At 60.6% G+C, this 24,984-nt stretch carries 20 protein-coding genes; 18 read left to right on the forward strand and 2 right to left on the reverse strand.

Going from position 1 to position 24,984, the window contains the following annotated elements; translation table 11 throughout:
• Window positions 1–21 precede the first annotated feature (21 nt).
• From rlmN to Q0Y02_RS15985, 11 genes are all read left to right on the forward strand, one after another.
• Entirely contained in the window at window positions 22–1,167 is a 1,146-nt protein-coding gene (gene rlmN, locus Q0Y02_RS15935; protein WP_297770672.1) for a 23S rRNA (adenine(2503)-C(2))-methyltransferase RlmN, read from the forward strand.
• Window positions 1,164–1,946 carry a type IV pilus biogenesis/stability protein PilW gene (gene pilW / locus Q0Y02_RS15940; protein ID WP_297770675.1) on the forward strand — a complete coding sequence of 261 codons (783 nt, stop codon included), beginning with the start codon at window positions 1,164–1,166 and terminating at the stop codon, window positions 1,944–1,946. Before rlmN ends, pilW begins: the two co-directional genes overlap by 4 nt.
• Window positions 1,943–2,839: a RodZ domain-containing protein gene (locus tag Q0Y02_RS15945; protein WP_297770678.1), complete on the forward strand. Its 897-nt coding sequence runs from the start codon at window positions 1,943–1,945 to the stop codon at window positions 2,837–2,839. Before pilW ends, Q0Y02_RS15945 begins: the two co-directional genes overlap by 4 nt.
• Before the next feature lie 20 nt (window positions 2,840–2,859).
• Window positions 2,860–3,978 carry a flavodoxin-dependent (E)-4-hydroxy-3-methylbut-2-enyl-diphosphate synthase gene (gene ispG / locus Q0Y02_RS15950; RefSeq protein ID WP_297770682.1) on the forward strand — a complete coding sequence of 373 codons (1,119 nt, stop codon included), beginning with the start codon at window positions 2,860–2,862 and terminating at the stop codon, window positions 3,976–3,978.
• A 116-nt stretch (window positions 3,979–4,094) separates the two neighbouring features.
• The gene (gene hisS, locus Q0Y02_RS15955) at window positions 4,095–5,363 is read left to right on the forward strand and encodes a histidine--tRNA ligase (RefSeq protein WP_297770685.1); all 1,269 of its coding nucleotides are present in this window, start codon (window positions 4,095–4,097) and stop codon (window positions 5,361–5,363) included.
• Between the two features lie 112 nt (window positions 5,364–5,475).
• The gene (locus Q0Y02_RS15960; RefSeq protein ID WP_297770688.1) at window positions 5,476–6,117 is read left to right on the forward strand and encodes a tetratricopeptide repeat protein; all 642 of its coding nucleotides are present in this window, start codon (window positions 5,476–5,478) and stop codon (window positions 6,115–6,117) included.
• On the forward strand, window positions 6,118–7,260 hold the full coding sequence (gene bamB, locus Q0Y02_RS15965; protein ID WP_297770691.1) for an outer membrane protein assembly factor BamB: 1,143 nt from the start codon (window positions 6,118–6,120) through the stop codon (window positions 7,258–7,260).
• A 127-nt stretch (window positions 7,261–7,387) separates the two neighbouring features.
• Window positions 7,388–8,794, forward strand: coding sequence for a ribosome biogenesis GTPase Der (gene der, locus Q0Y02_RS15970; RefSeq protein ID WP_297770694.1), 1,407 nt, complete (start codon window positions 7,388–7,390; stop codon window positions 8,792–8,794).
• 102 nt (window positions 8,795–8,896) lie between these two features.
• Window positions 8,897–10,948, forward strand: a complete 2,052-nt coding sequence (locus Q0Y02_RS15975; RefSeq protein ID WP_297770697.1) for a TonB-dependent receptor — start codon at window positions 8,897–8,899, stop codon at window positions 10,946–10,948.
• A 4-nt stretch (window positions 10,949–10,952) separates the two neighbouring features.
• Window positions 10,953–11,810 (forward strand): hypothetical protein, encoded by an 858-nt coding sequence (locus Q0Y02_RS15980; RefSeq protein WP_297770700.1) that lies wholly within the window; start codon window positions 10,953–10,955, stop codon window positions 11,808–11,810.
• Window positions 11,807–13,735: an ATP-binding protein gene (locus tag Q0Y02_RS15985; protein WP_297770703.1), complete on the forward strand. Its 1,929-nt coding sequence runs from the start codon at window positions 11,807–11,809 to the stop codon at window positions 13,733–13,735. The genes Q0Y02_RS15980 and Q0Y02_RS15985 overlap by 4 nt, the downstream gene beginning before the upstream one ends.
• On the opposite strand, the gene xseA is transcribed toward Q0Y02_RS15985, so the two are convergent.
• Window positions 13,680–15,038, reverse strand: a complete 1,359-nt coding sequence (xseA, locus tag Q0Y02_RS15990; RefSeq protein WP_297770706.1) for an exodeoxyribonuclease VII large subunit — start codon at window positions 15,036–15,038, stop codon at window positions 13,680–13,682. The genes Q0Y02_RS15985 and xseA overlap by 56 nt on opposite strands.
• A 154-nt stretch (window positions 15,039–15,192) precedes the next feature.
• Here xseA and guaB point away from each other — a divergent pair, with 154 nt between their 5' ends.
• Together guaB and guaA are read left to right on the forward strand one after the other, a co-directional pair.
• Window positions 15,193–16,662, forward strand: a complete 1,470-nt coding sequence (gene guaB / locus Q0Y02_RS15995; protein WP_297770709.1) for an IMP dehydrogenase — start codon at window positions 15,193–15,195, stop codon at window positions 16,660–16,662.
• A gap of 96 nt (window positions 16,663–16,758) precedes the next feature.
• Window positions 16,759–18,330: a glutamine-hydrolyzing GMP synthase gene (gene guaA / locus Q0Y02_RS16000; RefSeq protein WP_297770712.1), complete on the forward strand. Its 1,572-nt coding sequence runs from the start codon at window positions 16,759–16,761 to the stop codon at window positions 18,328–18,330.
• A 58-nt stretch (window positions 18,331–18,388) separates the two neighbouring features.
• On the opposite strand, the gene Q0Y02_RS16005 is transcribed toward guaA, so the two are convergent.
• Window positions 18,389–19,591, reverse strand: a complete 1,203-nt coding sequence (locus tag Q0Y02_RS16005; RefSeq protein ID WP_297770715.1) for a hypothetical protein — start codon at window positions 19,589–19,591, stop codon at window positions 18,389–18,391.
• A 436-nt stretch (window positions 19,592–20,027) separates the two neighbouring features.
• Here Q0Y02_RS16005 and infC point away from each other — a divergent pair, with 436 nt between their 5' ends.
• The 5 genes from infC (at window position 20,028) to pheT (ending at window position 24,981) form a co-directional block, all read left to right on the forward strand.
• Complete coding sequence (gene infC / locus Q0Y02_RS16010; protein WP_052042985.1) at window positions 20,028–20,588, forward strand: translation initiation factor IF-3; 561 nt, start codon at window positions 20,028–20,030, stop codon at window positions 20,586–20,588.
• Between the two features lie 38 nt (window positions 20,589–20,626).
• On the forward strand, window positions 20,627–20,821 hold the full coding sequence (rpmI, locus tag Q0Y02_RS16015) for a 50S ribosomal protein L35 (RefSeq protein ID WP_035249063.1): 195 nt from the start codon (window positions 20,627–20,629) through the stop codon (window positions 20,819–20,821).
• Window positions 20,822–20,848: 27 nt separating this feature from the next.
• The gene (gene rplT / locus Q0Y02_RS16020; RefSeq protein ID WP_035249061.1) at window positions 20,849–21,208 is read left to right on the forward strand and encodes a 50S ribosomal protein L20; all 360 of its coding nucleotides are present in this window, start codon (window positions 20,849–20,851) and stop codon (window positions 21,206–21,208) included.
• 263 nt (window positions 21,209–21,471) lie between these two features.
• The gene (pheS, locus tag Q0Y02_RS16025; RefSeq protein WP_297770720.1) at window positions 21,472–22,491 is read left to right on the forward strand and encodes a phenylalanine--tRNA ligase subunit alpha; all 1,020 of its coding nucleotides are present in this window, start codon (window positions 21,472–21,474) and stop codon (window positions 22,489–22,491) included.
• Window positions 22,492–22,590: 99 nt separating this feature from the next.
• Window positions 22,591–24,981 carry a phenylalanine--tRNA ligase subunit beta gene (gene pheT, locus Q0Y02_RS16030; protein ID WP_297770723.1) on the forward strand — a complete coding sequence of 797 codons (2,391 nt, stop codon included), beginning with the start codon at window positions 22,591–22,593 and terminating at the stop codon, window positions 24,979–24,981.
• Window positions 24,982–24,984 lie beyond the last annotated feature (3 nt).

A 24,984-nucleotide genomic window follows, 5' to 3' on the forward strand; every position in this document is an offset into this window, starting at 1 on the left:
ACAGTCTGACTGGAGAATGCTATGACAACCCAACAGAAGGTCAATCTGCTCGGTCTTTCCCGTCCGCAAATGGAAGAATTCTTCCTGGAAATGGGCGAGAAGAAGTTCCGTGCCCAGCAGATACTCAAGTGGATTCACCACCATCAGGCGGATTCCTTCGAGCAAATGACCGATGTGGGCAAGGCATTGCGCCAGAAACTCTCCGAGGTGGCGGAAATCCGTGGCCCGGATGTGGCTCATGAAAGCATCAGCCGTGACGGCACCCGCAAATGGGTGTTCGAACTGAGCGGTGGTGGTTCTGTGGAAACCGTTTTTATCCCTGATGGTCGCCGCGGCACTCTGTGCGTGTCGTCCCAGGTAGGTTGTGCCGTGGATTGCAGCTTTTGCTCCACCGGCAAGCAGGGTTTCCAGCGCGACATGACCAGCGCCGAGATCATCGGCCAGGTATGGCAGGCCAGCCGTGCCTTTGGTCCCCGTCGCAATCTTGGCGAACACCCCATCACCAATGTGGTGATGATGGGCATGGGCGAACCCATGCTCAATTATGACAATGTGCTCACCGCCATGCGCATCATGAAAGATGACCTGGGTTACGGTATCGGCAAGAAGCGCATTACCCTCTCTACCTCCGGTCATATCCCGAGGATGGACCAGCTCAGCCAGGATCTGGATGTGTCGCTGGCCGTGAGCCTGCACGCACCCAATGACGAGCTGCGTAACGAGCTGGTGCCGCTGAACCGCAAGTATCCGCTCAAAGAGCTGATGGCGGCTTGCAAGCGCTACAGCGACAACATCACCCACCGTCATAAAACCATTACCATGGAATATGTGATGCTGCGTGATGTGAACGACAAACCGGAGCATGCCCGTCAGCTGGTCAAGCTGCTCAATGGTATTCCGGTGAAGGTCAATCTGATCCCGTTCAATCCTTTTCCCCATGCCGGTTATGAACGGTCACGGAAAAGCGATATTCTGGAGTTTCATAAGTACCTGAATGACAATGGATTGCTGACTACCGTAAGGACAACGCGCGGTGACGATATTGATGCCGCCTGTGGTCAGCTGGTGGGGCAGGTGCAAGATCGGACCCGGCGCAGTGAGCGCTGGAAGCAATCCATTTTCCACCGCTCCGAACAAACCGATAACAACACAGCGCAAGCGCAATGAGACGTTTTTTTCGGGTTTTTCCGGGCTTGCTAATCGCAAGCCTGTTGGCCACCGGGTGTGTGACGGTGGAATCGGGGCAACGGGAAGTGAATGTGGAGGATGCGGTGACCAGCCGTGTGGCTGCTGGCCTGCAATATCTCCAACAAGGTGACCCTTCCGAGGCTCGTCGGCATTTCTCCCGGGCTCTTGCTCACAACGATGATAGTGCGGTGGCGCACAACGCCATGGCGCTGCTGTACAAATACGAAAATGACCCCGAGCGGGAAGAATTCCATTACAAGAAAGCGTTACGGGCCGATCGCAATTACGCCCCGACGCTGAATAATTACGGCACCATGCTTTACAGTCGCGGTGCTTACCAGGACGCACTGGAAAAATTCGAGCGCGCTGCCAACGATCCGTCCTACCAGGGCCGGGGTAGTGCCTGGGCCAACATGGGCCGGTGTTATCGCCAGCTGGGCAATGATGAGGCCGCGCAAAAGGCCTTTGTCAAAGCGATTCGTCTCGACCCCAGGGCCGTAACGCCGAATCTGGAACTGGCCGAATTGTATCAGCGGCAGGAGCGCATGCGACTTGCCTGGGATTACTACCAGCAATATCTCCAGCGTAGTGGTCGACAGAGTGCCCGGTCCCTGTGGCTCGGCATCCGTCTGGCCAGTGAGTTGGGTTATGACGATCAGCAGTCCAGCTATGAGCTGGCACTGGAAAATATCTATCGCCGCTCCGGAGAATACCGCGAGTGGCAGAATTGGAAAGCCTCTCAGGAGAGCGGGAAATGAGCGATAACATGGTCGTGCTACCGGGTGAACGTTGTCGCAAAGCCCGTGAGGCACTGGGGTGGACCCCTGCCGAAGCGGCGAAGAAGATGCATCTCTCCCAGAGCTACCTGGTAGCCCTGGAAGCGGATGACTACGAGCGTTTGCCTGAGGCAACCTTCGTTAAGGGTTACCTGAAGAATTATGCCAAGCTGCTGGGCCTGCCGGCGGATGAAATCGCCAACACCTTCCAGCAGATGGTGAATGACGATGCGTTCGACAAGCCGTTGGATCTGCCGAAAATGGCGCCGCCGCCGTCCGTGTGGCGCAAGCCGTTGCTGGCAGTGGTGGCCTTGCTGGTTGTGGTAGCGCTGCTGATCTGGCTGTGGCCTGAAGACGAAGCGCTGGCGCCTCTGTCTACCTCCGGCATGAATGTGCCTGAAGAGCGTGCTTCTCTGCAGGCTGATGAAGAGGTCGGCGGCGAAACTGGCCCTTTTCCCGGTGAGCCGGCACAGGCGCCAGAGCAGGGCGCCGGTGACGAGCTGTCCCCCCAGTCCCTTGACGACACTGCCAACGACGCCCAGCCTGAAGATACCGGGGCTGCGACAGACGGTGACAGCGCCGAGAGTGTAGAGAGCAGCGACGAGCCGGCCCCGAGCATGCTGGCCGAAAACGGCCTGGATCGCCTGCTGATGGCGTTTTCCGGCAACTGCTGGATCAGCGTCAAGGACGCCACTGGCCGCACCTTGCGCCAGGGCGAACAACAGGGCGGCGCCTCGCTGCAACTGGATGGCAAAGCGCCGTTCAGTCTCACGCTGGGCGATGCCGGTGCCGTTGATGAACTGATCCTCAATGGCGAGGTTGTCACCTTGCCGACGAATTCCCCCGGTACAGTTGTGCGAGTCTCCATTCCCTGATTCGCGAGGGTAGAAACACCATGGAACCGGAAGTCAAAATCCAGCGCCGCAAGACCCGGCAGATTTTTGTCGGCAATGTCCCGGTGGGCGGTGATGCCCCCATCTCCGTGCAAAGCATGACCAATACCGAAACCTGCGACGTGGACGCCACGGTTGGCCAGATTCGCCGCCTGCAGGATGCCGGTGTGGATATCGTGCGCGTCTCGGTCCCCAGCATGGACGCCGCCGACGCCTTCGGAAAGATTCGTCAGCAGGTGGATGTGCCGCTGGTGGCGGATATCCACTATGACTACAAGATTGCCCTGGCGGTGGCAGAGCGTGGCGTGGATTGCCTGCGTATCAACCCGGGCAATATCGGCCGCGAAGACCGTATCAAGGCAGTGATCCAGTGTGCCAAGGACAAGGGCATCCCGATTCGTATTGGCGTTAACGCCGGCTCCCTGGAAAAGGAGCTGCAGCGAAAATACGGTGAGCCCACGTCTGATGCGCTGGTGGAATCTGCCATGCGCCATGCGGACATTCTCGACCGTTATGATTTTCAGGACTTCAAAGTCAGTGTGAAGGCCTCCAATGTCTTCATGACCCTGCAGGCCTACCGCAAATTGTCTGCCCAGCTGGAACAGCCGTTGCACCTGGGTGTGACCGAAGCGGGTACCTTCCGCTCCGGCACGGTGAAATCCGCTGTGGCGCTGGGCGCGCTGCTGATGGAAGGCATTGGCGACACCATCCGCATTTCCCTGGCTGCCGATCCGGTGGAGGAAGTGCGCGTGGGCTTCGATATTCTGAAAAGCCTCAACCTGCGCAAGAAAGGCGTGAACATCATCGCCTGCCCGAGCTGCTCCCGGCAGAACTTCGACGTGATCAAGACCGTCAACGAGCTGGAAGCGCGCCTGGAAGATATCAACGAGTCCGTAGACCTGGCGGTAATTGGCTGCCTGGTCAACGGTCCCGGCGAAGCCCGTGAAGTGGATGTGGGCCTGACCGGGGGCACACCGAACAATCTTGCCTACCGTGACGGTGAAAAGAGCCATCACATCACCGCTGATGATCTGGTCGATGAACTGGAACGCATGGTGCGGGCCAAGGTGAAGAAACAGCGCGACGATGAAGCTAAAGGCATTATTGCCAGAAGCGAATGATAAATAGCCGGGCAGACATCGCGGTCGAACGACCGCTCCCACGGTAGAAAACCAGGTTGTGGGAGCGGTCGTTCGACCGCGAATTGCGTCCGGCTGATCAGTAGCAAGGACATTCTGTGAGCAAGAAAATCACCTCCATCCGCGGGATGAACGACATCCTGCCGGAACAGACGGGTCTCTGGCAGTGGCTGGAAGACAAGGTGCGCGGTGTGCTGGCCAGCTATGGCTACCAGGAAATCCGCATGCCCGTGGTGGAGCAGACCGATCTGTTCAAGCGCAGCATCGGCGAAGTGACCGATATCGTCGAAAAAGAGATGTACACCTTCGATGATCGTAACGGCGACAGCCTGACGCTGCGCCCGGAGGGTACCGCCAGCTGCGTACGCGCCTGCGAGCAGCACGGCATGTTGTATAACCAGACCCAGCGGCTCTGGTACACCGGCCCCATGTTTCGTCATGAGCGCCCCCAGGCTGGGCGCTATCGTCAGTTTCACCAGATTGGCGTGGAAGTCTTCGGCATCACCGGCCCGGACATCGATGCGGAAGTGATTCTGCTCACCGCCCGCCTCTGGAAAGCCCTGGGCCTGGCCGGCAAGGTCACCCTGGAGCTCAATTCCCTGGGTGACAGCGAAGACCGGGCCCGTTACCGCGACGCCCTGGTGGATTATCTCAAGACCCACTTTGAACAGCTCGACGAGGATTCGCAGAAACGCCTCGAACGCAGCCCCCTGCGGGTGCTGGACAGCAAGGACCCGGGCACCCGCGAGGTGCTCAAGGATGCCCCACAGCTGGCCGATTACCTCAATGAAGACGCCCGCGAGCATTTTGATGGCCTGAAAGCCTTGCTCGATGCCAACGGCATTGCTTATAAAGTGAACCCCTACCTGGTGCGCGGCCTGGACTACTACGGCAAGACCGTGTTCGAGTGGATCACCGACGCCCTCGGCGCCCAGGGCACCGTCTGTGCCGGCGGTCGCTATGATGGCCTGGTAGAGCAACTGGGCGGCAAACCAACCCCCGGGGTGGGCTTTGCCATGGGCGTGGAACGACTGATTCTGCTGATCGAGCAGGAAAAACCGGAACTGTCAGCCGCTGTGGACGTCTATGTGATGGCCATGGGCGATGCGCTGACACCTGCCATGGCGCTGGCCGAGCAACTGCGCGATGCCATGCCCGGTCGTGGCATTCAGCTCCATTGCGGTGGCGGCAGTTTTAAAAGCCAGATGAAAAAGGCAGACCGCAGCGGTGCGGCCCTCGCCCTGATCATGGGCGAAGATGAACTGGCCAGTGGGGTTGTCACGGTGAAGCCGTTGCGCGGCCAGGGCGAGCAGCAGCAGGTTGCACAGGGCGATGTCACCAACGCCCTGATATCGTTTCTGGAATAAATTGGCAGCTTGTAGCTTGCTACCCCCGGCGTTGATTTGTGCGCCGGAACAAACGAAATACCCAAGCGCCAGGAAGAACACTTCCTGGCAATAAAAACGAAAGGAGAGCAGGGTGGTCGATTACATCCGCGACGAAGAAGAACAGGTCGAACGCATCAAGGCCTGGTGGCAGGAAAACGGTACCGCTGCAGTGATTACTGTAGTGCTGGCGGTGGCTGCGCTGATTGGCTGGCGTCAATGGCAGGGCCATCAGGGTGAGCAGGCGTCCGAGGCCTCCGCTCACTACCAGGTCATGGTGGAAGCCATGTCTGCCAACCCCATGGATGCGGCGGTCATCAATGACAAGGCCGAGCTCCTCATGGAGGACTTTTCCGGCAGCGCCTATGCGGATTATGCCCGCCTGGCCAAGGCCAACCTGGCTGTGCAGAACGCGGACTACGACAAGGCCGTGAGCTTCCTGCAGCCGGTGGCCGATGATGGTGCCACCGATGAGCTGAGCTACACCGCCAGCTTGCGTCTGGCCCGGGTATTCCTGCAGCAGCAGGCGTGGGACCAGGCCGATGCCCAGCTCGGCAAACGTTTTCCGGCGGCCTTTAACGGCATGGCGCTGGAGCTGAGAGGCGATCTGGCCAAGGCCCAGGGCGAGGCAGAACAGGCCCGTGATCTTTACACACAGGCCCTGGATGTCCTGCGGGACGGTGGTGAAAAAGACCGTGTGCAGATGAAACTGGACGACCTGAAAAGCGCTAATTAAATGAAATATTTCCTCTTCCCCGTGATGCTGGCCAGCCTTGTGCTGGCCGGCTGTAGCTCCAACCCCAATGCCATTGAGCCCAACGACCTGCCGAAATTCGAGTCCAGCTACAAGGTCAAGCGGCTCTGGAAAGAGGGCGTGGGCAACGGGGTGGAGGACAGCCAGTTGTCCCTGCGCCCAGCGGTGACCGAGCAACAGGTGTTTGCCGGCGATGTGTTTGGCGATGTCTATGCGGTCAGCCGCGACAAGGGCAAACGCCAATGGCGGGTGAAAACCGATGACCGTATTGCCGGTGGCTTTTATGCCGGCTACGGCATGGTGCTATACGGTACCCGCGAGGGGATAGCCGTGGCCCTGTCCATGGAAACTGGCGAGACCCTCTGGCGCACCAAGCTTTCCGGCGAAGCCCTGGCGATTCCCGCCAGTGACGGCAATGTTGCTGTATTCCAGACCCAGGACGGCCATGTGACTGCCCTGGATGTGGAAAGCGGCGAACAGCTTTGGGACTACGAGACCCCGGTGCCGACCCTGACCCTGCGTGGCCTGGCACAGCCAACCCTGGATAACGGCAAGGCCTACGCCGGTTTCGCCAACGCCAAGCTGGCGGCGCTGGATCTGGAGAACGGTGTCCCGCTGTGGGAGCAACGTATCGCCGAACCCACCGGTCGCTCCGAACTGGATCGTCTGGTGGATGTGGACAGCAACCTGATCGTGGAAGGCGGTGGTGTGTTCGCGGTGACCTTCCAGGGCAAGGCGGCAGTGGTGGACCAGGAAAACGGTCGCCCCTACTGGGAAAAGGAATTGTCCAGCGCCCAGATCATCAGTGCCAGCAATGGCAGCCTGTTCGTGGCTGACGACAAAGGCGTGGTGCGCGCCCTGGATATGCGTAGTGGTACGGTTCTGTGGAAGCAGGAAAAGCTTTATGGTCGCCGTCTTACCGGTACCGCCGTACAGGGCAATCACGTGGTGATCGGCGACTTCGAAGGCTACCTGCACTGGCTGGATGTGGATGATGGCAGCATCGTCGCCCGCAAACGTCACGATTGGGACGGCTTTGCCGGCACCGCCGTGAGCTACGATGGTGTCCTCTATGTGCTCAGCTACGATGGCAAACTGGCCGCTTACCAACTGAAAGAACGTTAATCTTCGCTGAGGGGTGGTCACGCGATCACCCCCTTGGTGCCTGCCCCCGTATTCCCTTTTTTCTTCTCTCCGCCTCTATCACCGAATTGCGTTACCATAGCGCCCAGACATCCTTGCAGAGACAACTATGAAACCGGTCATCGCCCTGGTGGGGCGGCCCAATGTGGGCAAATCCACCCTGTTTAACCGACTCACCCGTACCCGTGACGCCCTGGTAGCGGATTACCCGGGCCTCACCCGTGACCGCAAGTACGGTGACGGCAGGCTGGGTGACTACCTGTACACCGTCGTGGATACCGGCGGCATCGGGGAAAATGACGATGGCATCGACGAGCCGATGACAGAGCAGTCGCTGACGGCGGTGGGTGAGGCGGACCTGGTATTGTTCATGGTGGATGGTCGCGCCGGCCTGACCGCTGCCGACGAGCAGATTGCCATGGAGCTGCGCAAGCTGCCCAAGCCCACCTATCTGGTGGTGAACAAGACCGACGGCATCGACCCGGATACCGCCATGGCGGATTTCTATGCCCTGGGCCTCAGCGACGTGCTGCCCATCGCGGCTGCCCATGGTCGTGGCGTGCGCAGCATGATCGAAATCGTTCTGGCGGCATTTCCGGATCTGGAACCCTATTACGATGAACAGGGTGAGCCGGTGGATACCAGTGACGGCAGCATTCGTGTGGCCGTGCTGGGGCGCCCCAATGTGGGCAAATCCACCCTGATCAACCGCATGCTGGGGGAAGAGCGTGTGGTGGTGTTCGATCACGCCGGCACCACCCGCGATTCCATTGAGATCCCCTTCGAGCGCATGGAGAAGGCGTATACCCTGATCGATACCGCCGGGGTACGCCGCCGTGGCAAGGTCGCGGAAATGGTGGAAAAATTCTCCGTGATCAAGGCGCTGCAGGCGGTGGATGCGGCCCAGGTGGTGGTGCTGGTGATTGATGCCCGTGAAGGCATCACCGATCAGGATCTGCATCTGCTGGGCTATGTGCTCGACAGTGGTCGCGCCCTGATGATCGCCGTGAACAAGTGGGACGGTCTGGATGCGGACCACAAGGAACGGGTGCGCGTGGAACTGGGGCGCCGCCTGGAATTCGCCCCCTGGGTGAAGATCAAGTTCATCTCCGCGCTACATGGCACCGGGGTGGGCGACTTGTGGGGCATGATCGAAAAAGCCTGGGATTCCGCCTTTATCAAGGTCGGTACCAACGAGATGACGCGGATCATGGAAAGTATTACCGCCGGCCACCCGCCGCCGCGTAATGGCCGTTTCCGCGCCAAGCTGCGTTACGCGCACCTGGGCGGCAACAATCCGCCTACCATCATCTTGCATGGCAATCGGACCGAATCGTTGCCGATCAGCTACAAACGCTTTCTGGAAAACCGTTTCCGGGAAGTGCTGAAACTGGACGGCACGCCCATCCGGCTGGAATTCAAATCCGGTTCCAACCCCTTTGAAGGGCGCAAGAACACACTGACGGATCGCCAGGTGCACAAGCGCAAGCGAATGATCAAACGCTTCAAGAAGTAACCCCGCTGCGGGGGAGGGGGCCACATCAAACGTCGGGGATCGTGGGGCAAACACTGGGGGCAAGGCCTGCTGGGGCTGGCCTGTGCGCAGGGCGTGCAGGCCATGGAGCCGATGATGCCGCTGGCCGATGAGCCGGCCATGGTGCTGACGCCCGCCCGGGTCAGCCAGCCCCAGTCCGAAGCGCCCGCCAGTGTCACCGTGATCGACCGTAATTTGATCGAAGCCAGCGGCGCCCGTGAACTCTACGAGGTGCTGCGGCTGGTGCCGGGCATGTCGGCGATCAAAGTGGATGGCAATGTGCCCACGGTGGCCTACCACGGCACCCAGGCTCGCGATTCGCGCCGCATGCTGGTGTTGCTGGACGGCCGCAGCCAGTATCAGCCCGGTCTGGCGCGGGTGAACTGGAATGACATGCCGGTGGATATCCGCGATGTGGAGCGCATCGAAGTCACCCGTGGCCCGGCCGCCGCCGCCTACGGTGCCAACGCGTTTACGGCGGTCATCAACATCATTACCCGTGACCCCCGCGATATCAGCAAGCACACCCTGGCGGTGCAGGGCGGCAACAACGCCATCCGCGATGGCTATGCCTCGGCCGCAGGTCGCACCGACGCAGGTGCCTGGCGGGCCTCCCTGTCACGCCGCGCCGATGACGGCTACGACGAACCCTTTGAAGGTAGCCGGCTCAATGACGCCAAACGGGTTGAAACCCTCAATGGCGAATGGGTCCGCGAGCTGGACGCGCGTAATACCCTGATCATGCAGGCTGGCGGCAGCCAGAACCGCCTGGAGCGACAACAGGAAGGCGGGGTGCAGGATATCGGCATCTACCAGCAGGACCCGGTACAAAAAGGCCAGCGCGCCTTTGCCTCCCTGCAATGGCAGCACGCCTTCGATCAGCATCACCAATTGCAGATTACCGGCTACGGCCAGTACACCCGTGATGTAACAGATTTCTCAGTCTGCTATCTGGACCCTCTGACCGGACAGCTTGGACCGGGTGGCGGCGTGCTGTTTTCCCAGGAGTTGCGTGAGCTTTATCTGGAAAATGGCCGGGATGCCGGCGCCACCTTCGCGGCGGCACAAAGTGATCCGGATTTTGCCAACCGCTATGCCACCCTGCAGTCCGTCAATGCACCTTTCTGTGCTGCCAGCGCGCTGGATATCGAGGAAGAGCGTTACGACCTGGAAATCCAGGACACCCTGCAAATGGGTGACCGGGTGCGGCTGGTCAGCGGTCTGAATCTGCGCCATGACCGGGTCAGCTCCGACAGCTATCTGTCCGGTACCTACGACAATGTCAGCTACCGTGCCTTTGGCAATCTGGCCGTGGATCTGCTGCGCCCGGTGACCCTGAATCTGGGCGGCTATTGGGAACGTGACAGCATCTCCGGCCAGCATTTCAGCCCCCGTCTGGGGCTCAACTGGCGGGCGGCGCCGGGGCACAGCTTGCGCTATGTATTTTCCAAGGCCCTGCGCACTCCGGATATCTACGAAGACCAGGCGCACACCAATATCCGGGCCCGGGAATTGTCTCCCCCTTTTTCCGGCAATACCGAGGCCCTGCTGGGCTGGGCGCCGGCCAATTTCTTTATTACCCAGACCAGCCCCGGCACCCTCAAGCCTGAGCGCATCCGCTCCTGGGAACTGGGTTATTACGGGCAGTTCCCCGGCCTGGAACTCGATGTGCGCTATTTTCAGGAAGAGCTCACCGACCTGCTCAGTCATGCCCTCAACCCCTTCGAGTTCGAACCCAATAACGAAGGCCGGGTGGATCACCAGGGTACCGAGGCCCAGCTGAGCTGGCGGCCCGGTGTGGACCACTTGCTGCGCCTTACCGGGGCCCACATCCATACCCGCGTCAACAAGAAGACCGAAGGCCGCCTGGCGGCCCGTGACAGTGCCAGCGCCCTGTGGGCCTGGCAGTTGAGCCAGCATTGGGGGCTGTCCAGCGCCTATTACCTGGCTAACGATTACAACGACAATGTGTTCGAGCGCCTGGACCTGCAAGTGCGTTTTCGCCACCGGGTGGTCGACACGGAACTGGAATGGAAGGGCGTGGTACAGCATGCTCTGAACAAGGAACCGGCGGTCTTCGAGGAAAATCGCTATCAGGAAGACCGCTTCTGGTTGGGTCTGGCGGTGAGGATATAGAGGAATGAAACGGCAGGGACGCCTCATCCTGTTGTTGTGGCTGGCCTGGCTGGCGCCGTCCCTGTGTGCCCAGACCCCGCTGCCGGTGCATGTGTTTGCCGAGGATGGCCCCTTCCGCGACAGTTTTATGCAGGCCCTGGATGTTGCCGCCATACCACCGATTACCCAGGTGGCCGATCCCAAACAGGCAGAGCTGCTGATCGCCATTGGCGATCAGGCGTTCCGGCGTGCGCAGAAACTGCACAAGCCATTACTGGGCGTCTACGTGAGCCGGTCTGAGGTAACCCTGGCCCAGCGCAAACGCTGCCAGTGCGAGGGGATCTGGGCCGGCGTGGCATTGCACGATCAGCTGGCCATGCTGGAGATCATGATGCCCCTGGCGCGCCGCGTGGGAGTGATTGTCGGCCCGCAAAGCGCCTGGACACCCGGTATGGTGCAGGATTATCAAGGCCGGCTGGGGCTGACCGCCTTGCCGGTCTCGTCGGTGGATGAACTGGGGGATCGCCTGCGCGAAAGTCTGGCCCGGTTCGACGCCCTGCTGCTGCCGGTGGATGGGCAGTTGTTTGGGCCGGGCACAGCCAAGTTGGTGCTGCTGACCAGTTACCGACTGCGTCGGCCGGTGTTTGGCCCGGACCGGGCCTATGTACAGGCAGGCAGTGCGGCCAGCTTGTACGCCAGTGGCTCAGATCTGGTGGCCGAGACCCTGGTCCACCTGCAATTCTTTCACAGCAGCAAGCGCCTGCGCCGCTCCGGGTTTGTACATACCCCGACCGTTGCCGTTAACGAACATGTGGCCAGCAGCTTCGACATGGTGTTTCACGACATCGACTCCCTGCGTGAAGCCTTGGAGGTCACTCCATGAAAGAAACCGTGAAAAAAGGGGCGGGCATTCGCAAGCAGCTGCAGCTTCTCGGGTTGATTCCGGCCCTGATCATGCTGTTGCTGTTGCTGGTGGCGCTTACCTGGCAACGCTTCGAGGATGCGGATCGGGATCTGCGCGATTTGGGCAGCTACCTGGCCCAGCAGATTGCCTCCTCGTCGGAGTATGGGGTACTGGCGGGGAACTATGATGATCTGCGCCGCCAGGCACGCCTGGCCATGCAGCAGGCAGATCTGCAATACGTGGTCTTCCACGACGGTGAGGGCAAGGTGTTGCTCTACGAGGGGCGTGGCCAGCGGCAGGATCACAGCGATGTGCTGGAATTCCACTCCGGCATCTATCGCCAGCCGGTGTCTGATGGCGATTTGCTGGAAGGGGCCGAGAGCGCAGGCCAGCCGGAACGAATCGGTGAAGTGGTGTTGGGCATGTCCAGCGCCCGGTTGTTGGCACGGCAGAAAGAAATCCTGCTGGCCAGCCTGTTGCCGGCCCTGTTTGCTACCATCATCGGCCTGTGGATCGCCCATTACCTGGCTCGCCAGATTGCCTCGCCACTGGGCTACCTGTCCGGCCTGTTACGCACTCTGCGCAATGGCGATTATCGGGTCCGCGGCCGCAGTCATCTGCGCGGGGAACTGGCCGAACTGCAGGACGATATCAACGAGCTGGCCACTAGTCTGGAAGGGGCTCATCGGGAGCAACAAAGCGCCATCGACAAATTGCGCCACGCTCACCGTCAGGCGCAGTCCGCCAGCCAGGCCAAGAGTGATTTTCTGGCCATGATGAGTCACGAGCTGCGCACTCCCATGAACGGAGTGCTGGGCATGCTGCAACTGCTCGAAGAAACCCCGCAGAGCGAAGAGCAGCACGAGTACACTCTGGCGGCGCTGGAATCCACCGGCCACCTGCTGGACGTGATTAACGACATTCTCGATTTTTCCCGCATCGAAGCCGGGCGCATGGATCTGGACCCGGTGTTTTTCGAATTGCTGCCGCTGCTGGAAAACTGTGTGGCCACCTTTCGCTACATGGCAGAAAGCAAGGGCCTGTACCTGCGCCTGGAAAATGCCGGGGAGTTGGTTGGCAAAATGGTGCGCAGTGATCCCACCCGGTTGCGCCAGGTGCTTAACAACCTGATCTCCAATGCAGTGAAATTCACCCAGGAAGGGGGCGTGGTCCTGCGGATCACCACCGCCCAGGTTCGTGATGACTGGCTGGACCTGACCCTGGCGGTGCGCGACACCGGCATCGGTATTCCCCAGCATCGCCAGAGCGATTTGTTCAAAGCCTTTTCGCAGATCGACTCGTCCACCTCCCGTCGCTTTGGCGGCACCGGTCTGGGGCTGGCCATCGCCCGCCGTCTCAGTGAAATGCTCGGCGGCACCCTGACAGTGAGCAGCGATGAAGGCGGCGGTAGCACCTTTACCCTGTCCTTGCGTTTGCTTTATCGCAGCCAGGCGCCGGCGCCGCTGGCGGTACCCGCCGAGGAAGAAGACCGGGTTGGCGGCCTGCTTTTCGGGCTGGTACTGCTGGTGGAAGACAACGACGTGAATCTGCTGGTGGCGCGTCGGCTACTGGAGCACATGGGGGTCACCGTGGTGACCGCCACCAACGGGCGCGAAGCCCTGGAAAAAGTGCGTCAGCGGGATTTTGACTGCATTCTCATGGATGTGCAGATGCCGGTGATGGATGGCCTGGAGGCCACTCGTGAGTTACGGCAATGGGAGCGGGAGCGGGGTCGGGCGCCAATCCCAGTGGTGGCGCTCACCGCCAATGCCATGGACGAAGAGCGCGACCGGTGCATGGTGGCGGGCATGAACGCCCACCTGGCCAAGCCCTTCCGCCGTCAGCAGCTTACTCGGGTGCTGAGCCCTTATCTGACGCCTGAACACGCTCAACACGGGCGCTGACTTCGCCGTCGGCCAGGCGGGTGGTCAGGGTATCGCCGGCCTGTAACTGGCTGACCGAACGCACCGCCTCTTCCCCCTTGAAGGTAATGCTGTAGCCACGACCCAGGGTCTCCAGAGGGCTGGCGGTGTGCAGCCGTTTGCCCAGATTGCCCAGTTGTACCTGCTGTTGCTGGATCAGCCGGAGCAAGGGCTGTGGCAGACGCTTTTCCAGAGTCTGTAGCCGTTGCTGGCGGTCCGCCAAGAGACGTTCCGGCGATAGCCGGGCCAGCCGTTGCTGGTTGGGGCGCAGGCGGCTTTGCACCAGCGCCAGGCGCTGCTGCATATGGCGCTGCAAGCGGCCCTGCAGTTCATCCAGCCGTTGGCTGCTTTGCTCCAGGGACTGGCGCGGCGAGCGCAAGCGCTGGCTGAGATGACGCAGACGTTCCTGCGGTGCCCGCAGCTGCTGAGCCATCACCCAGCGAAGGCGTCGATGCAGGCCACCCAGCCGTTGCGTGACCACCGACAGGTCCGGGCTCACCAATTCGGCGGCGGCGGAAGGGGTCGGTGCACGCAGGTCGGCGGCAAAATCGGTGAGCCCGGTGTCCACTTCGTGGCCCACCGCCGAGACAATGGGAATCGGGCAGGCGGCCACGGCACGGGTCAGGGCTTCATCGTTGAACCCCCAGAGATCCTCCAGGGAACCACCGCCCCGGCCGATGATCAGTACGTCGCATTCGTCCCGGGCAATCGCCACATCCAGCGCCTGACGCAGTTGTGCCGGTGCATCGGCACCCTGTACCGCCGCCGGGTAGATCACCACCGGAATGGACGGGCAGCGGCGCTTGAGGACCTGCAGAATATCGCGGATGGCGGCGCCACTGGGGGAGGTGATCACACCGATCTGGGTGGGCCAGGCGGGCAGGGCGCGCTTGCGCTCCTGGGCGAACAGGCCTTCCGCCTGCAGCTGGGCCTTGAGAGCGTCGAACTGGGCCTTGAGTGCCCCCTGACCCGCCGGCTCCATGTGTTCCACGACAATCTGGAAGTTGCCCCGGGGGACATAGAGGGTGACTTTGGCGCGGATCAGCACCTGTTGTCCGTTCTGGGGATTAAAGTCGAGCAGCCTGTTGCGATTTCGAAACATGGCCCCATTAATCTGGGCACGTGAGTCTTTCAGGCTGAAATACCAGTGACCGGAAGCCGGGCGGGAAAAGTTGGACAGTTCGCCCTGTAGCCAGATCAGCGGGAAGGAACCTTCCAGCAGGCCCTGGGCTTCCAAGTTCAGTTGACTGATGGACAGCGGTTCAGCGCGGGATGAAAATGTCATCGCGGGAGGGTAGCGAGTTTTTTTGCCGTGAGCCAGCGGTGATTGTGTGACCGACCGCCCTTGACGTATAATCGCCCGCCTAATTTAACGGGGTGCTTGGCCGCTCCGCCCGGCGGATTCCGCCAGGGGCCCCCCTCACTTCCTACGGTGCAATATGCTCAGAATTGCGCAAGAGGCACTAACGTTTGACGACGTTTTGCTTGTTCCCGCCCATTCCAATGTGCTGCCCAAGGACGTGTCCCTGAAATCGAAACTGACTCGGGACATTGCTCTGAATATTCCGTTGGCGTCCGCAGCCATGGATACGGTTACCGAGCACCGCCTGGCCATCACCATGGCACAGGAAGGGGGCATCGGTATCCTTCACAAAAGCATGGATACAGCCGACCAGGCGCGTAACGTGCGCATGGTAAAGAAATACGAATCCGGTGTGGTGAAAGATCCCATCACCGTCAGCCCGGAAACCACCGTGGCCGAGCTGCTGCGCATTACCGAAGCCAATAACATTTCCGGTGTGCCGGTGGTGAAAGGCGATCAGGTAGTGGGCATTGTCACCAGCCGTGATACCCGCTTCATCACCAACTACGATCAGTGCGTGCAGGACATCATGACCGGCAAGGACCGGCTGGTGACCGTGCAGGAAGGCGCTGGCGCGGATGAAGTTCAGGCGCTGCTGCACAAGCATCGCATCGAAAAAGTCGTGGTAGTGAACGGCAACGGTGAATTGCGCGGCATGATCACCGTGAAAGACATCGAGAAAGCCGCCAAATATCCCAACGCCTGCAAAGACTCTCAGGGTCGTCTGCGCGTGGGCGCCGCCGTCGGCACCGGTGCCGGTACTGACGAGCGCGTAGCCGCACTGGTGGAAGCCGGTGTTGACGTGATCGTGGTGGATACCGCCCACGGCCATTCCCAGGGCGTGATTGACCGGGTGGCCTGGGTGAAGAAACACTTCCCCGAGGTGCAGGTGATCGGCGGCAATATTGCCACCGCCGCTGCTGCCAAGGATCTGGTTGCCGCTGGTGCCGATGCCGTGAAAGTCGGTATCGGTCCGGGTTCCATTTGTACCACCCGCATTGTGGCCGGTATTGGCGTGCCGCAAATCACGGCCATCTCCGATGTGGCGGAAGCCCTGAAAGGCACCGGCGTACCGTTGATTGCCGATGGTGGCATCCGTTTCTCCGGTGACATCGCCAAGGCCGTGGCCGCCGGCGCCAGCGCCATCATGATCGGTTCCCTGCTGGCCGGCACCGAAGAGGCGCCGGGTGACGTGGAGCTGTTCCAGGGTAGCTACTACAAGGCTTATCGTGGCATGGGCTCCATGGGGGCCATGTCCGGCTCTACCGGTTCTTCCGACCGCTACTTCCAGGATGCCGCTGCCGGCATCGAGAAGCTGGTGCCGGAAGGTATCGAAGGCCGGGTTCCCTACAAGGGCCCCATGAGCGCCATCGTTCACCAGCTGATGGGCGGCCTGCGCGCCTCCATGGGCTACACCGGCTGTGCCACCATCGAAGAGATGCGCACCAAACCGGAATTCGTGAAAGTCACCAACGCGGGCATGAAAGAATCCCATGTTCATGACGTGACAATCACCAAGGAAGCGCCGAACTACCCGGTAGGCTGAAGCCCGCCACATAGTGACAGCGATAACGATTCAGGGCCGGCGTAGCCGGCCCTTGTATTTACAGCCTGCCAGCCAGGCGCCAGCGGAAAGCGAGCCATGCAAGATATCCATGCCCAGCGCATCCTGATTCTGGACTTCGGTTCCCAATACACCCAGCTGATCGCCCGCCGGGTGCGGGAAATCGGCGTGTACTGTGAAATCCGTGCCTTCGACATGACCGCCGAGGAAATCCGCGAGTTTGCGCCCAAGGGCATCATTCTTTCCGGTGGCCCGGAGTCGGTCACCGCCGCCGAAACGCCCCGTGCCCCCGAGGCAGTATTCGAGGCCGGCATCCCGGTGCTGGGTATCTGCTACGGCATGCAGACCATGGCCGAGCAGTTGGGCGGCAAGGTGATTGCCGGCGAGAAGCACGAATTCGGCTATGCCCGGGTCGCCAAGGCGGAAAAGAACGGCCTGCTGGACGGCATCGTCGACCATGAAGAGCAGGGCAAGGAATACCTGGATGTGTGGATGAGCCACGGTGATCGTGTCGGCGAGATGCCGGCGGGTTTCGTGGCGACCGCCACCACCGGCAGCTGCCCCATCGCCGGCATGGCCAACGACGAAAAACGCTTCTACGGCATCCAGTTCCACCCGGAAGTGACCCACACCCTCCAGGGCGGCCGCCTGCTGGAGCGTTTCGTGCGCGAGCTGTGTGACTGCGAAGCCCTGTGGACGCCAAGCAATATCATCAGCGATGCCATCGACACCATCCGCGAGCAGGTCGGCACCGACGAGGTGATCCTGGGCCTGTCCGGCGGGGTGGATTCCTCCGTGGTGGCGGCGCTGCTGCACAAGGCCATCGGCGACCAGCTCACCTGTGTGTTCGTGGACAACGGTCTGCTGCGTCACCAGGAAGGTGACCAGGTCATGGAAATGTTCGCCGACAACATGGGCGTGAAAGTGATCCGGGTGGACGCGGAAGACAACTTCCTCGGCAAACTGGCTGGCGAGGCGGATCCGGAGCTGAAGCGCAAGATCATCGGCAACACCTTCATCGATATCTTCGATGACCAGGCCAGCAAGCTGAAAAACGCCAACTGGCTGGCCCAGGGCACCATCTACCCGGACGTGATCGAGTCTGCCGCCAGCAAGACCGGCAAGGCGCACGTGATCAAGAGCCACCACAATGTGGGCGGCCTGCCGGAAGACATGAAGCTCAAGCTGGTAGAGCCCCTGCGTGAGCTGTTCAAGGATGAAGTGCGCAAGATCGGCCTGGAACTGGGCCTGCCCTACGACATGGTCTACCGTCACCCCTTCCCGGGGCCGGGGCTGGGTGTGCGTATTCTTGGTGAAGTGAAGAAAGAATATGCCGACACCCTGCGTCTGGCAGACCATATCTTCATCGAAGAGCTGCGCGCCGCCGGCCTGTACCACAAGACCAGCCAGGCGTTTGCCGTGTTCCTGCCGGTCAAGTCGGTGGGCGTGGTAGGCGATGCCCGTCGCTACGAATACGTGGTGGCCCTGCGTGCCGTGGAAACCATCGACTTCATGACCGCCCGCTGGGCGCACCTGCCCTACGAGTTCCTGGAGCTGGTCTCCAGCCGGATCATCAACGAGATCCCGGGCATCAGCCGGGTGACCTACGATATTTCGTCCAAGCCACCGGCGACGATTGAGTGGGAATAAACCACGCAGAATAAAAAAGGCGGCCATATGGCCGCCTTTTTTATGGGTACCGAAAAGCTTAAGAGCAAATCCGCATCAGGTGCGTGATCAGGTCTACCTGTCGGCGGAAGTTGTTCTTCTGCAGCAATGATTTGATGTTGGTGCGAATGGTGCTGATGGCCAATTCCAGTTGCTCGGCAGCTTCGGCGGTGCTCGCTCCCTTGAGCAGGCACAGGCAGACGCGGGCCTCGGCTTCGGTGGCGCTGATGACCTTGCGAATTTCGGCAATGCTGGGGGTGCGGCAGACATTGGGATCGAAAATTTCCACCAGCACATTGCTGTTGTTGCTTTGTCGGTTGTGTACCGGGGTGATGGAGATCCGCAGGGGCAGGGCGCTGGTTTGCAGGTAAAGGGTGTCGCTATCGTCCAGGGCGCCGGTCTTGCCGGTAATGAACAGCATCAGCTGGGTGTAGAAATCCTTGCCAAATTGCTGATCCTTGAAGGCGATTTCCCGGCTGTCCTGATTGATGGTGAATACCTTGTAGCGTCTGCCGATCTCCACAAAGGCCGGGCTGGCACTGACCAGGAGCGAGACCGGCGAAAAGACAGCAACAGGCTGCTTTAATACGGCGATACTGCTTTGCAGGTCCTTGAAGCTCTGCTCCGAGCGGTGCAGTCGCTCGTACAAATCGAGGGCAATCTCGGCGTGTTTCTTCAGTCGCGAGAGCATCGCCATTTCCGGCTTGCTGAACACGCCACTGTCTTTATGGCGGTTGAATACCAGTACCACGTGCTGCTGGTATTTGTTGGTGAACGCGATGGTAGCACTGTCGATAATGCCGGCAGCGCGTATCCAGGTGCGGGAGAAGGTGGGCATATCTGCCAGAAAGTTGCTCTCCGGGTCCCCATCGGCGTAACTGAACAGGGCGTTAGGGCCGGTTTCCAGTGCCCGGGCGATGGCCTTGTCCTTGAACACCAGGCCGGTCTTGAGCATCAGCGGGACGATGCCGGGCGGATAGCCCACCGCCCAGCCATAAAGCCCTTTCAGGTGCGGCTCTTTCTGTATCACCGCCAGACAACAGCTGACCAGGTCAAAGGTGTCGCGGATGTTACGCAGAAAGAGGTCGAAGCCGTCCTTGTGCTCAACACAGCTGTAGAGGCTGGTGACCAGGCTATCCAGTATATCCGCCTGGGCGTCGTCCGGTTCCAGCTGTTCGGCGCCGGGCGGGTCGTTATCCGTCCGCGCCAGATGGCTAAGATGACTTTGATCGGCTGCTGACATTCCCCTGTCCCTTCCCCCAGGCAGAGCGCGTTGCCCCTGAAATTGTTAACAGGTTCAAATATATCGAATAGGGGGAGGGCGATCCAATGACCCCCGAAGCAAGTGGGCCGGGCAAGTGGCCCATTTCCCCTTTCGCGGGGTGTGGCACGGCAACGCCGCCCAGGCGGAATAGCGCCTCGCAGGGGGATTTGGCAGGATTCACTGCTTGAAAAGTGTCCAGATTTGCTTAAAATACGCTCCCTTGCCGGCATTCAGGCCCTGCTTGTGCGGTTGCCTGGAGTGAGAGGAGTCTCTCAACCGGCCAGAATTCATTCCGTTTCAGTCAGTTGCGCACGCCGGCCGCTGGGGTCGGGGTTGTTGTGCCCGTTGTGGTGGCATACAATGCGCGCCTATTTACTGAGGCGGTGAGGCATCCTGCCTCGTTTTCGATAACAGATTGGAGGTTCACGACATTAAGCGTGGAGGCAAAGGCCGCGAGCAGCGCGCCAATATAAATCAGCAAATCCAGGCAACCGATGTTCGGTTGATTGATGTAGACGGTGAGCAGGTCGGTATTGTGACCCTGCAGGAAGCGCTGGAGAAAGCCACCGGAAAGCAGATGGATTTGGTGGAAATCTCCCCTGGTGCGGAACCGCCGGTTTGTCGAATCATGGATTACGGCAAGCATCTGTTCGAAGCCAAACAGAAGGCCAAGGAAGGGCGCAAGAAACAGCGTCAGACCCAGGTCAAGGAAATCAAATTCCGTCCCGGCACCGACATTGGTGACTATGAGGTGAAACTGCGTAACCTCATTCGTTTCCTCGAGGCCGGCGACAAAGCGAAAATCACCGTCCGTTTCCGCGGTCGGGAGATGGCTCACCAGGAACTGGGCCGGGATCTTCTCGCACGTATCGAGAAGGACCTGGAAGAGTACGGTTCCGTTGAGCAACGTCCGAACATGGAAGGGCGCCAGATGATCATGGTGCTCAGCCCGGGCAAAAAGAAGAAACAGCCGTAACCGGTTGTTGAACTAACTAACCAACTTGAGAAGGTACCATGCCTAAAATCAAGACAAATCGTGGGGCTGCCAAGCGTTTCAAAAAAACCGCCTCCGGTTTCAAGCGCAAGCAGGCATTCAAAAACCACATCCTGACCAAGAAGTCTGCCAAGACTATTCGTCAGCTGCGTCCGAAAACCGAGGTACATGATTCTGATGTAGCTCTGGTTAAACGCATGATGCCCTACGCATAACTGATACGGTTTTTGGAGATCTGAAAAATGGCACGAGTAAAGCGTGGTGTGCAGGCCCGTCGTCGGCACAAGAAAATTCTCAAGCAGGCTAAAGGCTACTACGGTGCCCGCAGCCGTGTATTCCGTGTAGCGGTTCAGGCCGTTACCAAAGCCGGTCAGTACGCCTACCGCGACCGTAAGGTTCGTAAGCGTCAGTTCCGTCGTCTGTGGATTGTTCGTATCAATGCCGCTGCGCGTCTGAACGGCCTGTCCTACAGCCGTCTGATCGATGGTCTGAAGAAAGCGTCCATCGAAGTAGACCGTAAAGTACTGGCGGACATCGCTGTCCGCGATCAGGCAACCTTTAGCGCTTTGGCCGAAAAAGCCAAAGCGAGTCTCACCGCCTGATTCACTGTTCTGTCTCTGACAGAGCAGCATACTCAACGGGGGAAGAGCTCGCGCTCTTCCCCCGTTTTTGTTTGAAAAAAGACCAGTGGCAAGCTACAAGCTACAAGCTGCAACACGATTCCACCATGCAGCCACACGATAACGCTTTCCCCGCGCCGCAATGTGTCGGCGCGGGGAAAGTGGTAGTCGGTTGGCAGGGTTCTGAACCGCGTTGCAGCTTGTAGCTTGCAGCTTGCAGCTTTCTAAAGACTGCGGAGTCTTAAATGGAAAATCTCAACGCCCTGGTGGACGCTGCCCTCGCAGACGTTGAACAGGCTGGCGATATCCGGGCCCTGGACGATGTGCGGGTGAAGTACCTGGGTAAGAAAGGCGAGATCAGCGCCCTGATGAAGGGCCTTGGCAAGTTGAGCGCGGAAGAGCGCCCCCAGGCCGGTGCGGTGATCAACGAAGGCAAACAGAAAGTGCAGGATGCCATCGCCACCCGCAAGCATGCCATGGAAGAAGCGGCCCTGGCCGAGCAGCTGGCCAGCGAAACCGTGGATGTGACTCTGCCGGGCCGGGGCGAGCTGCCCGGCAACCTGCACCCGGTCACCCGCATGCGTCGCCGCATTGAGGATTTCTTTCTCCGCCTGGGCTTCGATATTTCCGAAGGCCCGGAAGTGGAAGACGACTTCCATAACTTCGAAGCCCTGAATATTCCGTCTCACCACCCGGCGCGAGCCATGCACGACACCTTCTACTTCGGTGACGGTCGCCTGTTGCGCACGCACACCTCGCCGGTGCAGGTACGGGTGATGGAGCAGGGCAAGCCCCCGTTCCGCATCATTGCCCCGGGCCGGGTGTACCGTTGCGATTCCGACCTGACCCACACCCCCATGTTCCACCAGGTGGAAGGTCTGCTGGTGGACAAGGGCGTCACCTTTGCCGACCTGCGCGGCACCGTGGCGGAATTCCTCAAATTCGTGTTCGAAGTGGAAGACCTGCCGGTGCGTTTCCGCCCCAGCTATTTCCCGTTCACCGAGCCCAGCGCCGAAGTGGATGTGGGCTGCGTCAGCTGTGGTGGCGAAGGCTGTCGGGTGTGTTCCCACACCGGCTGGCTGGAAGTCATGGGCTGCGGCATGGTGCACCCGTCCGTGCTGGAGCACGGTGGCGTAGATGCTAACGAATACAGTGGTTTTGCCTTCGGCATGGGCGTGGAACGCCTCACCATGCTGCGTTATGGCGTCAACGACCTGCGGTTGTTCTTCGAAAACGACACCCGCTTCCTGTCCCAGTTCGGTTAAGGCGTTTCTGTACCGGTACGCCGCCGTTGGAGCCTTGTTCACAAGGCGAACTCCCCCGGCGGCCAAACAGAAACTCCCATGATTTAAAGGAATTCGACAATGCGTTTTAACGAAGCCTGGTTGCGGGAATGGGTCAACCCCGCCATCGATACCGACACCCTGGTGCAGCAACTGACCATGGCCGGCCTGGAAGTGGATGCCGTGGAACCGGCCGCCCCGGCCTTCACCGGCGTGGTCGTCGGCCAGGTGGAAAGCTGCGAGCCGCATCCGGATGCAGACAAACTGCGCGTCTGCCAGGTCAGCAATGGCGCCGATACCACCCAGGTGGTCTGCGGTGCGGCCAACGTGCGCCCCGGCCTGAAAATCCCTTTCGCGCAGGTGGGCGCCGTCCTGCCCGGCGACTTCAAGATCAAGCAAGCCAAACTGCGTGGCGTGGAATCGTCCGGCATGCTGTGCGGCGCCTCCGAGCTGGGCCTGGAAGATCTTATTGATGGCCTGATGGAACTGCCGGACGACGCTCCGGTGGGCACCGACTTCCGCAAGTACCTGCAGCTTGATGATGCCGTCATCGAAGTGGACCTGACCCCCAACCGGGCAGACTGTCTGAGCCTGCGCGGTATCGCCCGCGAAGTGGGGGTGATGAACCAGAGCCCGCTGATCAATGCGGCCATCGACAAGGTGGCCCCGGCCATCGACGACACCCTCACCGTGAACCTGGCAAACAGCCAGGGCTGCCCCCGTTACCTGGGCCGCGTGATCAAGGGCGTCAACGTCAATGCCGACAGCCCGTTGTGGCTGATCGAGCGCCTACGCCGTGCCGGCCTGCGCACCATTGATCCCATTGTCGACGTGACCAACTACGTGCTGCTGGAACTGGGCCAGCCCCTGCATGCCTTCGATCTGGCCAAGCTCAACGGTGGCATCACCGTGCGCAACGCCAACGCCGAAGAAAAACTGCTCACCCTGGACGACCAGGAACTGACCCTGCGCGACGACACCCTGGTGATCGCCGACGACAGCCAGGCCCTGGCCCTGGCCGGCGTCATGGGCGGCAAGCCGTCCTCCGTCACCAGCGACACCCAGGACATCTTCCTGGAATGCGCCTTCTTCGCGCCCCTGGCCATCGCCGGCAAGGCCCGCTCCTACGGCCTGCACACGGATTCCTCCCACCGCTTCGAACGTGGCGTGGACCCGCAGCTGCAGAACGAGGCCATCGAACGCGCCACCGCCCTGATCCTGGAGATCGCCGGCGGTCAGCCGGGCCCGGTCAGCGAAGCGGTGGACGAAGCACACCTGCCGGGCCAGGCAGAAATCACCCTGCGTGCAGACCGCATCGAAGGCCTGCTCGGCATGGGCCTGCCCGCCGAACAGGTGGAAGACATCCTCAGCCGCCTGGGCATGGAAGTGTCCACCCAGGAAAGCGGCAAGGAATGGATGGTGCTGGCCCCCAGCTGGCGCTTCGACATGGCCATCGAAGCCGACCTGATCGAGGAACTGGCGCGCATCTACGGCTATGAAAAGCTGCCCAGCCGTGTACCTGCCGGTTCCCCCTCCGGCGAACCCGTCGCCGAGCAGACCGTCAACCAGCGCCGCCTGGGCGACGCCCTGATCGACCGCGGCTACCTGGAAGCGATCACTTACACCTTCGTGGAGCCGGGCCTGCTCAAGCAGGTGGAACCGCGGGTGGAGCCGCTGCCGCTGCTTAACCCCATCTCCACGGACCTGGGCGTCATGCGCACCACCTTGCTGGCCGGCCTGTTCAGCACCGCCCGCCACAACCTGAACCGTCAGGCCGACCGCCTGCGCCTGTTCGAAACCGGCCTGCGCTTCGTGCCCACCGGTTCGTCTGAGGGTGAAGAGAGCCTGGAACAGACTCCCATGATCGCCGGCCTGCTCTACGGCAGCGCCCAGCCGCAAAACTGGGAAGGCAAGCGCCCGGTGGACTTCTTCGACCTGAAAGGCGACGTGGAAGCGCTACTGACCCTGTCCGACGCCGACGCCTTCAGCTTCGCCCCCGGCGAGCACCCGGCCCTGCACCCGGGCCAGACTGCTGCGCTCAAGCGTGACGGCGAAGTGGTCGGCTACCTGGGTCGCATCCACCCGCGCCTGGCCGCGGATCTGGATCTGCCCGCACAGCTGTACGCCTTCGAACTGGCCCTGGCCCCGCTGCTGGACGGCGTACTGCCGCACTTTGCCGGCGTCTCCGACCAGCCACGCATGCGTCGCGACCTGGCCTTCGTGGTCAAAGACAGCGTGCTCGCTGGCGAGCTGGTCGCGGCGGTCCGTGGCGCCTGTGACGAACGTCTCACAGGGGTGCGGATTTTTGATATATATCAAGGTGATAGCATCGGGGAAAATCGCAAAAGCCTCGCTTTGGGCTTGACCTTCCAGGACCGTTCACGCACTCTTAAGGATCAAGAGGTAAACGACCTGGTGGATGCCGTAGTATCCCAGTTAAAACAACAGTTTAACGCCGCCTTAAGGGACTGATTA

Source organism: uncultured Alcanivorax sp. (assembly GCF_947258575.1).
In the GTDB taxonomy this organism is placed as follows: domain Bacteria; phylum Pseudomonadota; class Gammaproteobacteria; order Pseudomonadales; family Alcanivoracaceae; genus Alcanivorax.

Bases quoted from the DNA above. Each gene is read 5' to 3' on its own strand.
- Q0Y02_RS15980 (WP_297770700.1), top strand. From the start codon at position 10,953: ATGAAACGGCAGGGACGCCTCATCCTGTTGTTGTGGCTGGCCTGGCTG.
- Q0Y02_RS15985 (WP_297770703.1), top strand. From the start codon at position 11,807: ATGAAAGAAACCGTGAAAAAAGGGGCGGGCATTCGCAAGCAGCTGCAG.
- Q0Y02_RS15945 (WP_297770678.1), top strand. From the start codon at position 1,943: ATGAGCGATAACATGGTCGTGCTACCGGGTGAACGTTGTCGCAAAGCC.
- guaB (WP_297770709.1), top strand. From the start codon at position 15,193: ATGCTCAGAATTGCGCAAGAGGCACTAACGTTTGACGACGTTTTGCTT.
- rlmN (WP_297770672.1), top strand. From the start codon at position 22: ATGACAACCCAACAGAAGGTCAATCTGCTCGGTCTTTCCCGTCCGCAA.
- pheS (WP_297770720.1), top strand. From the start codon at position 21,472: ATGGAAAATCTCAACGCCCTGGTGGACGCTGCCCTCGCAGACGTTGAA.
- der (WP_297770694.1), top strand. From the start codon at position 7,388: ATGAAACCGGTCATCGCCCTGGTGGGGCGGCCCAATGTGGGCAAATCC.
- Q0Y02_RS15975 (WP_297770697.1), top strand. From the start codon at position 8,897: ATGGAGCCGATGATGCCGCTGGCCGATGAGCCGGCCATGGTGCTGACG.
- ispG (WP_297770682.1), top strand. From the start codon at position 2,860: ATGGAACCGGAAGTCAAAATCCAGCGCCGCAAGACCCGGCAGATTTTT.
- xseA (WP_297770706.1), bottom strand. From the start codon at position 15,038: ATGACATTTTCATCCCGCGCTGAACCGCTGTCCATCAGTCAACTGAAC.
- rpmI (WP_035249063.1), top strand. From the start codon at position 20,627: ATGCCTAAAATCAAGACAAATCGTGGGGCTGCCAAGCGTTTCAAAAAA.
- pheT (WP_297770723.1), top strand. From the start codon at position 22,591: ATGCGTTTTAACGAAGCCTGGTTGCGGGAATGGGTCAACCCCGCCATC.
- pilW (WP_297770675.1), top strand. From the start codon at position 1,164: ATGAGACGTTTTTTTCGGGTTTTTCCGGGCTTGCTAATCGCAAGCCTG.
- Q0Y02_RS16005 (WP_297770715.1), bottom strand. From the start codon at position 19,591: ATGTCAGCAGCCGATCAAAGTCATCTTAGCCATCTGGCGCGGACGGAT.
- bamB (WP_297770691.1), top strand. From the start codon at position 6,118: ATGAAATATTTCCTCTTCCCCGTGATGCTGGCCAGCCTTGTGCTGGCC.
- guaA (WP_297770712.1), top strand. From the start codon at position 16,759: ATGCAAGATATCCATGCCCAGCGCATCCTGATTCTGGACTTCGGTTCC.
- rplT (WP_035249061.1), top strand. From the start codon at position 20,849: ATGGCACGAGTAAAGCGTGGTGTGCAGGCCCGTCGTCGGCACAAGAAA.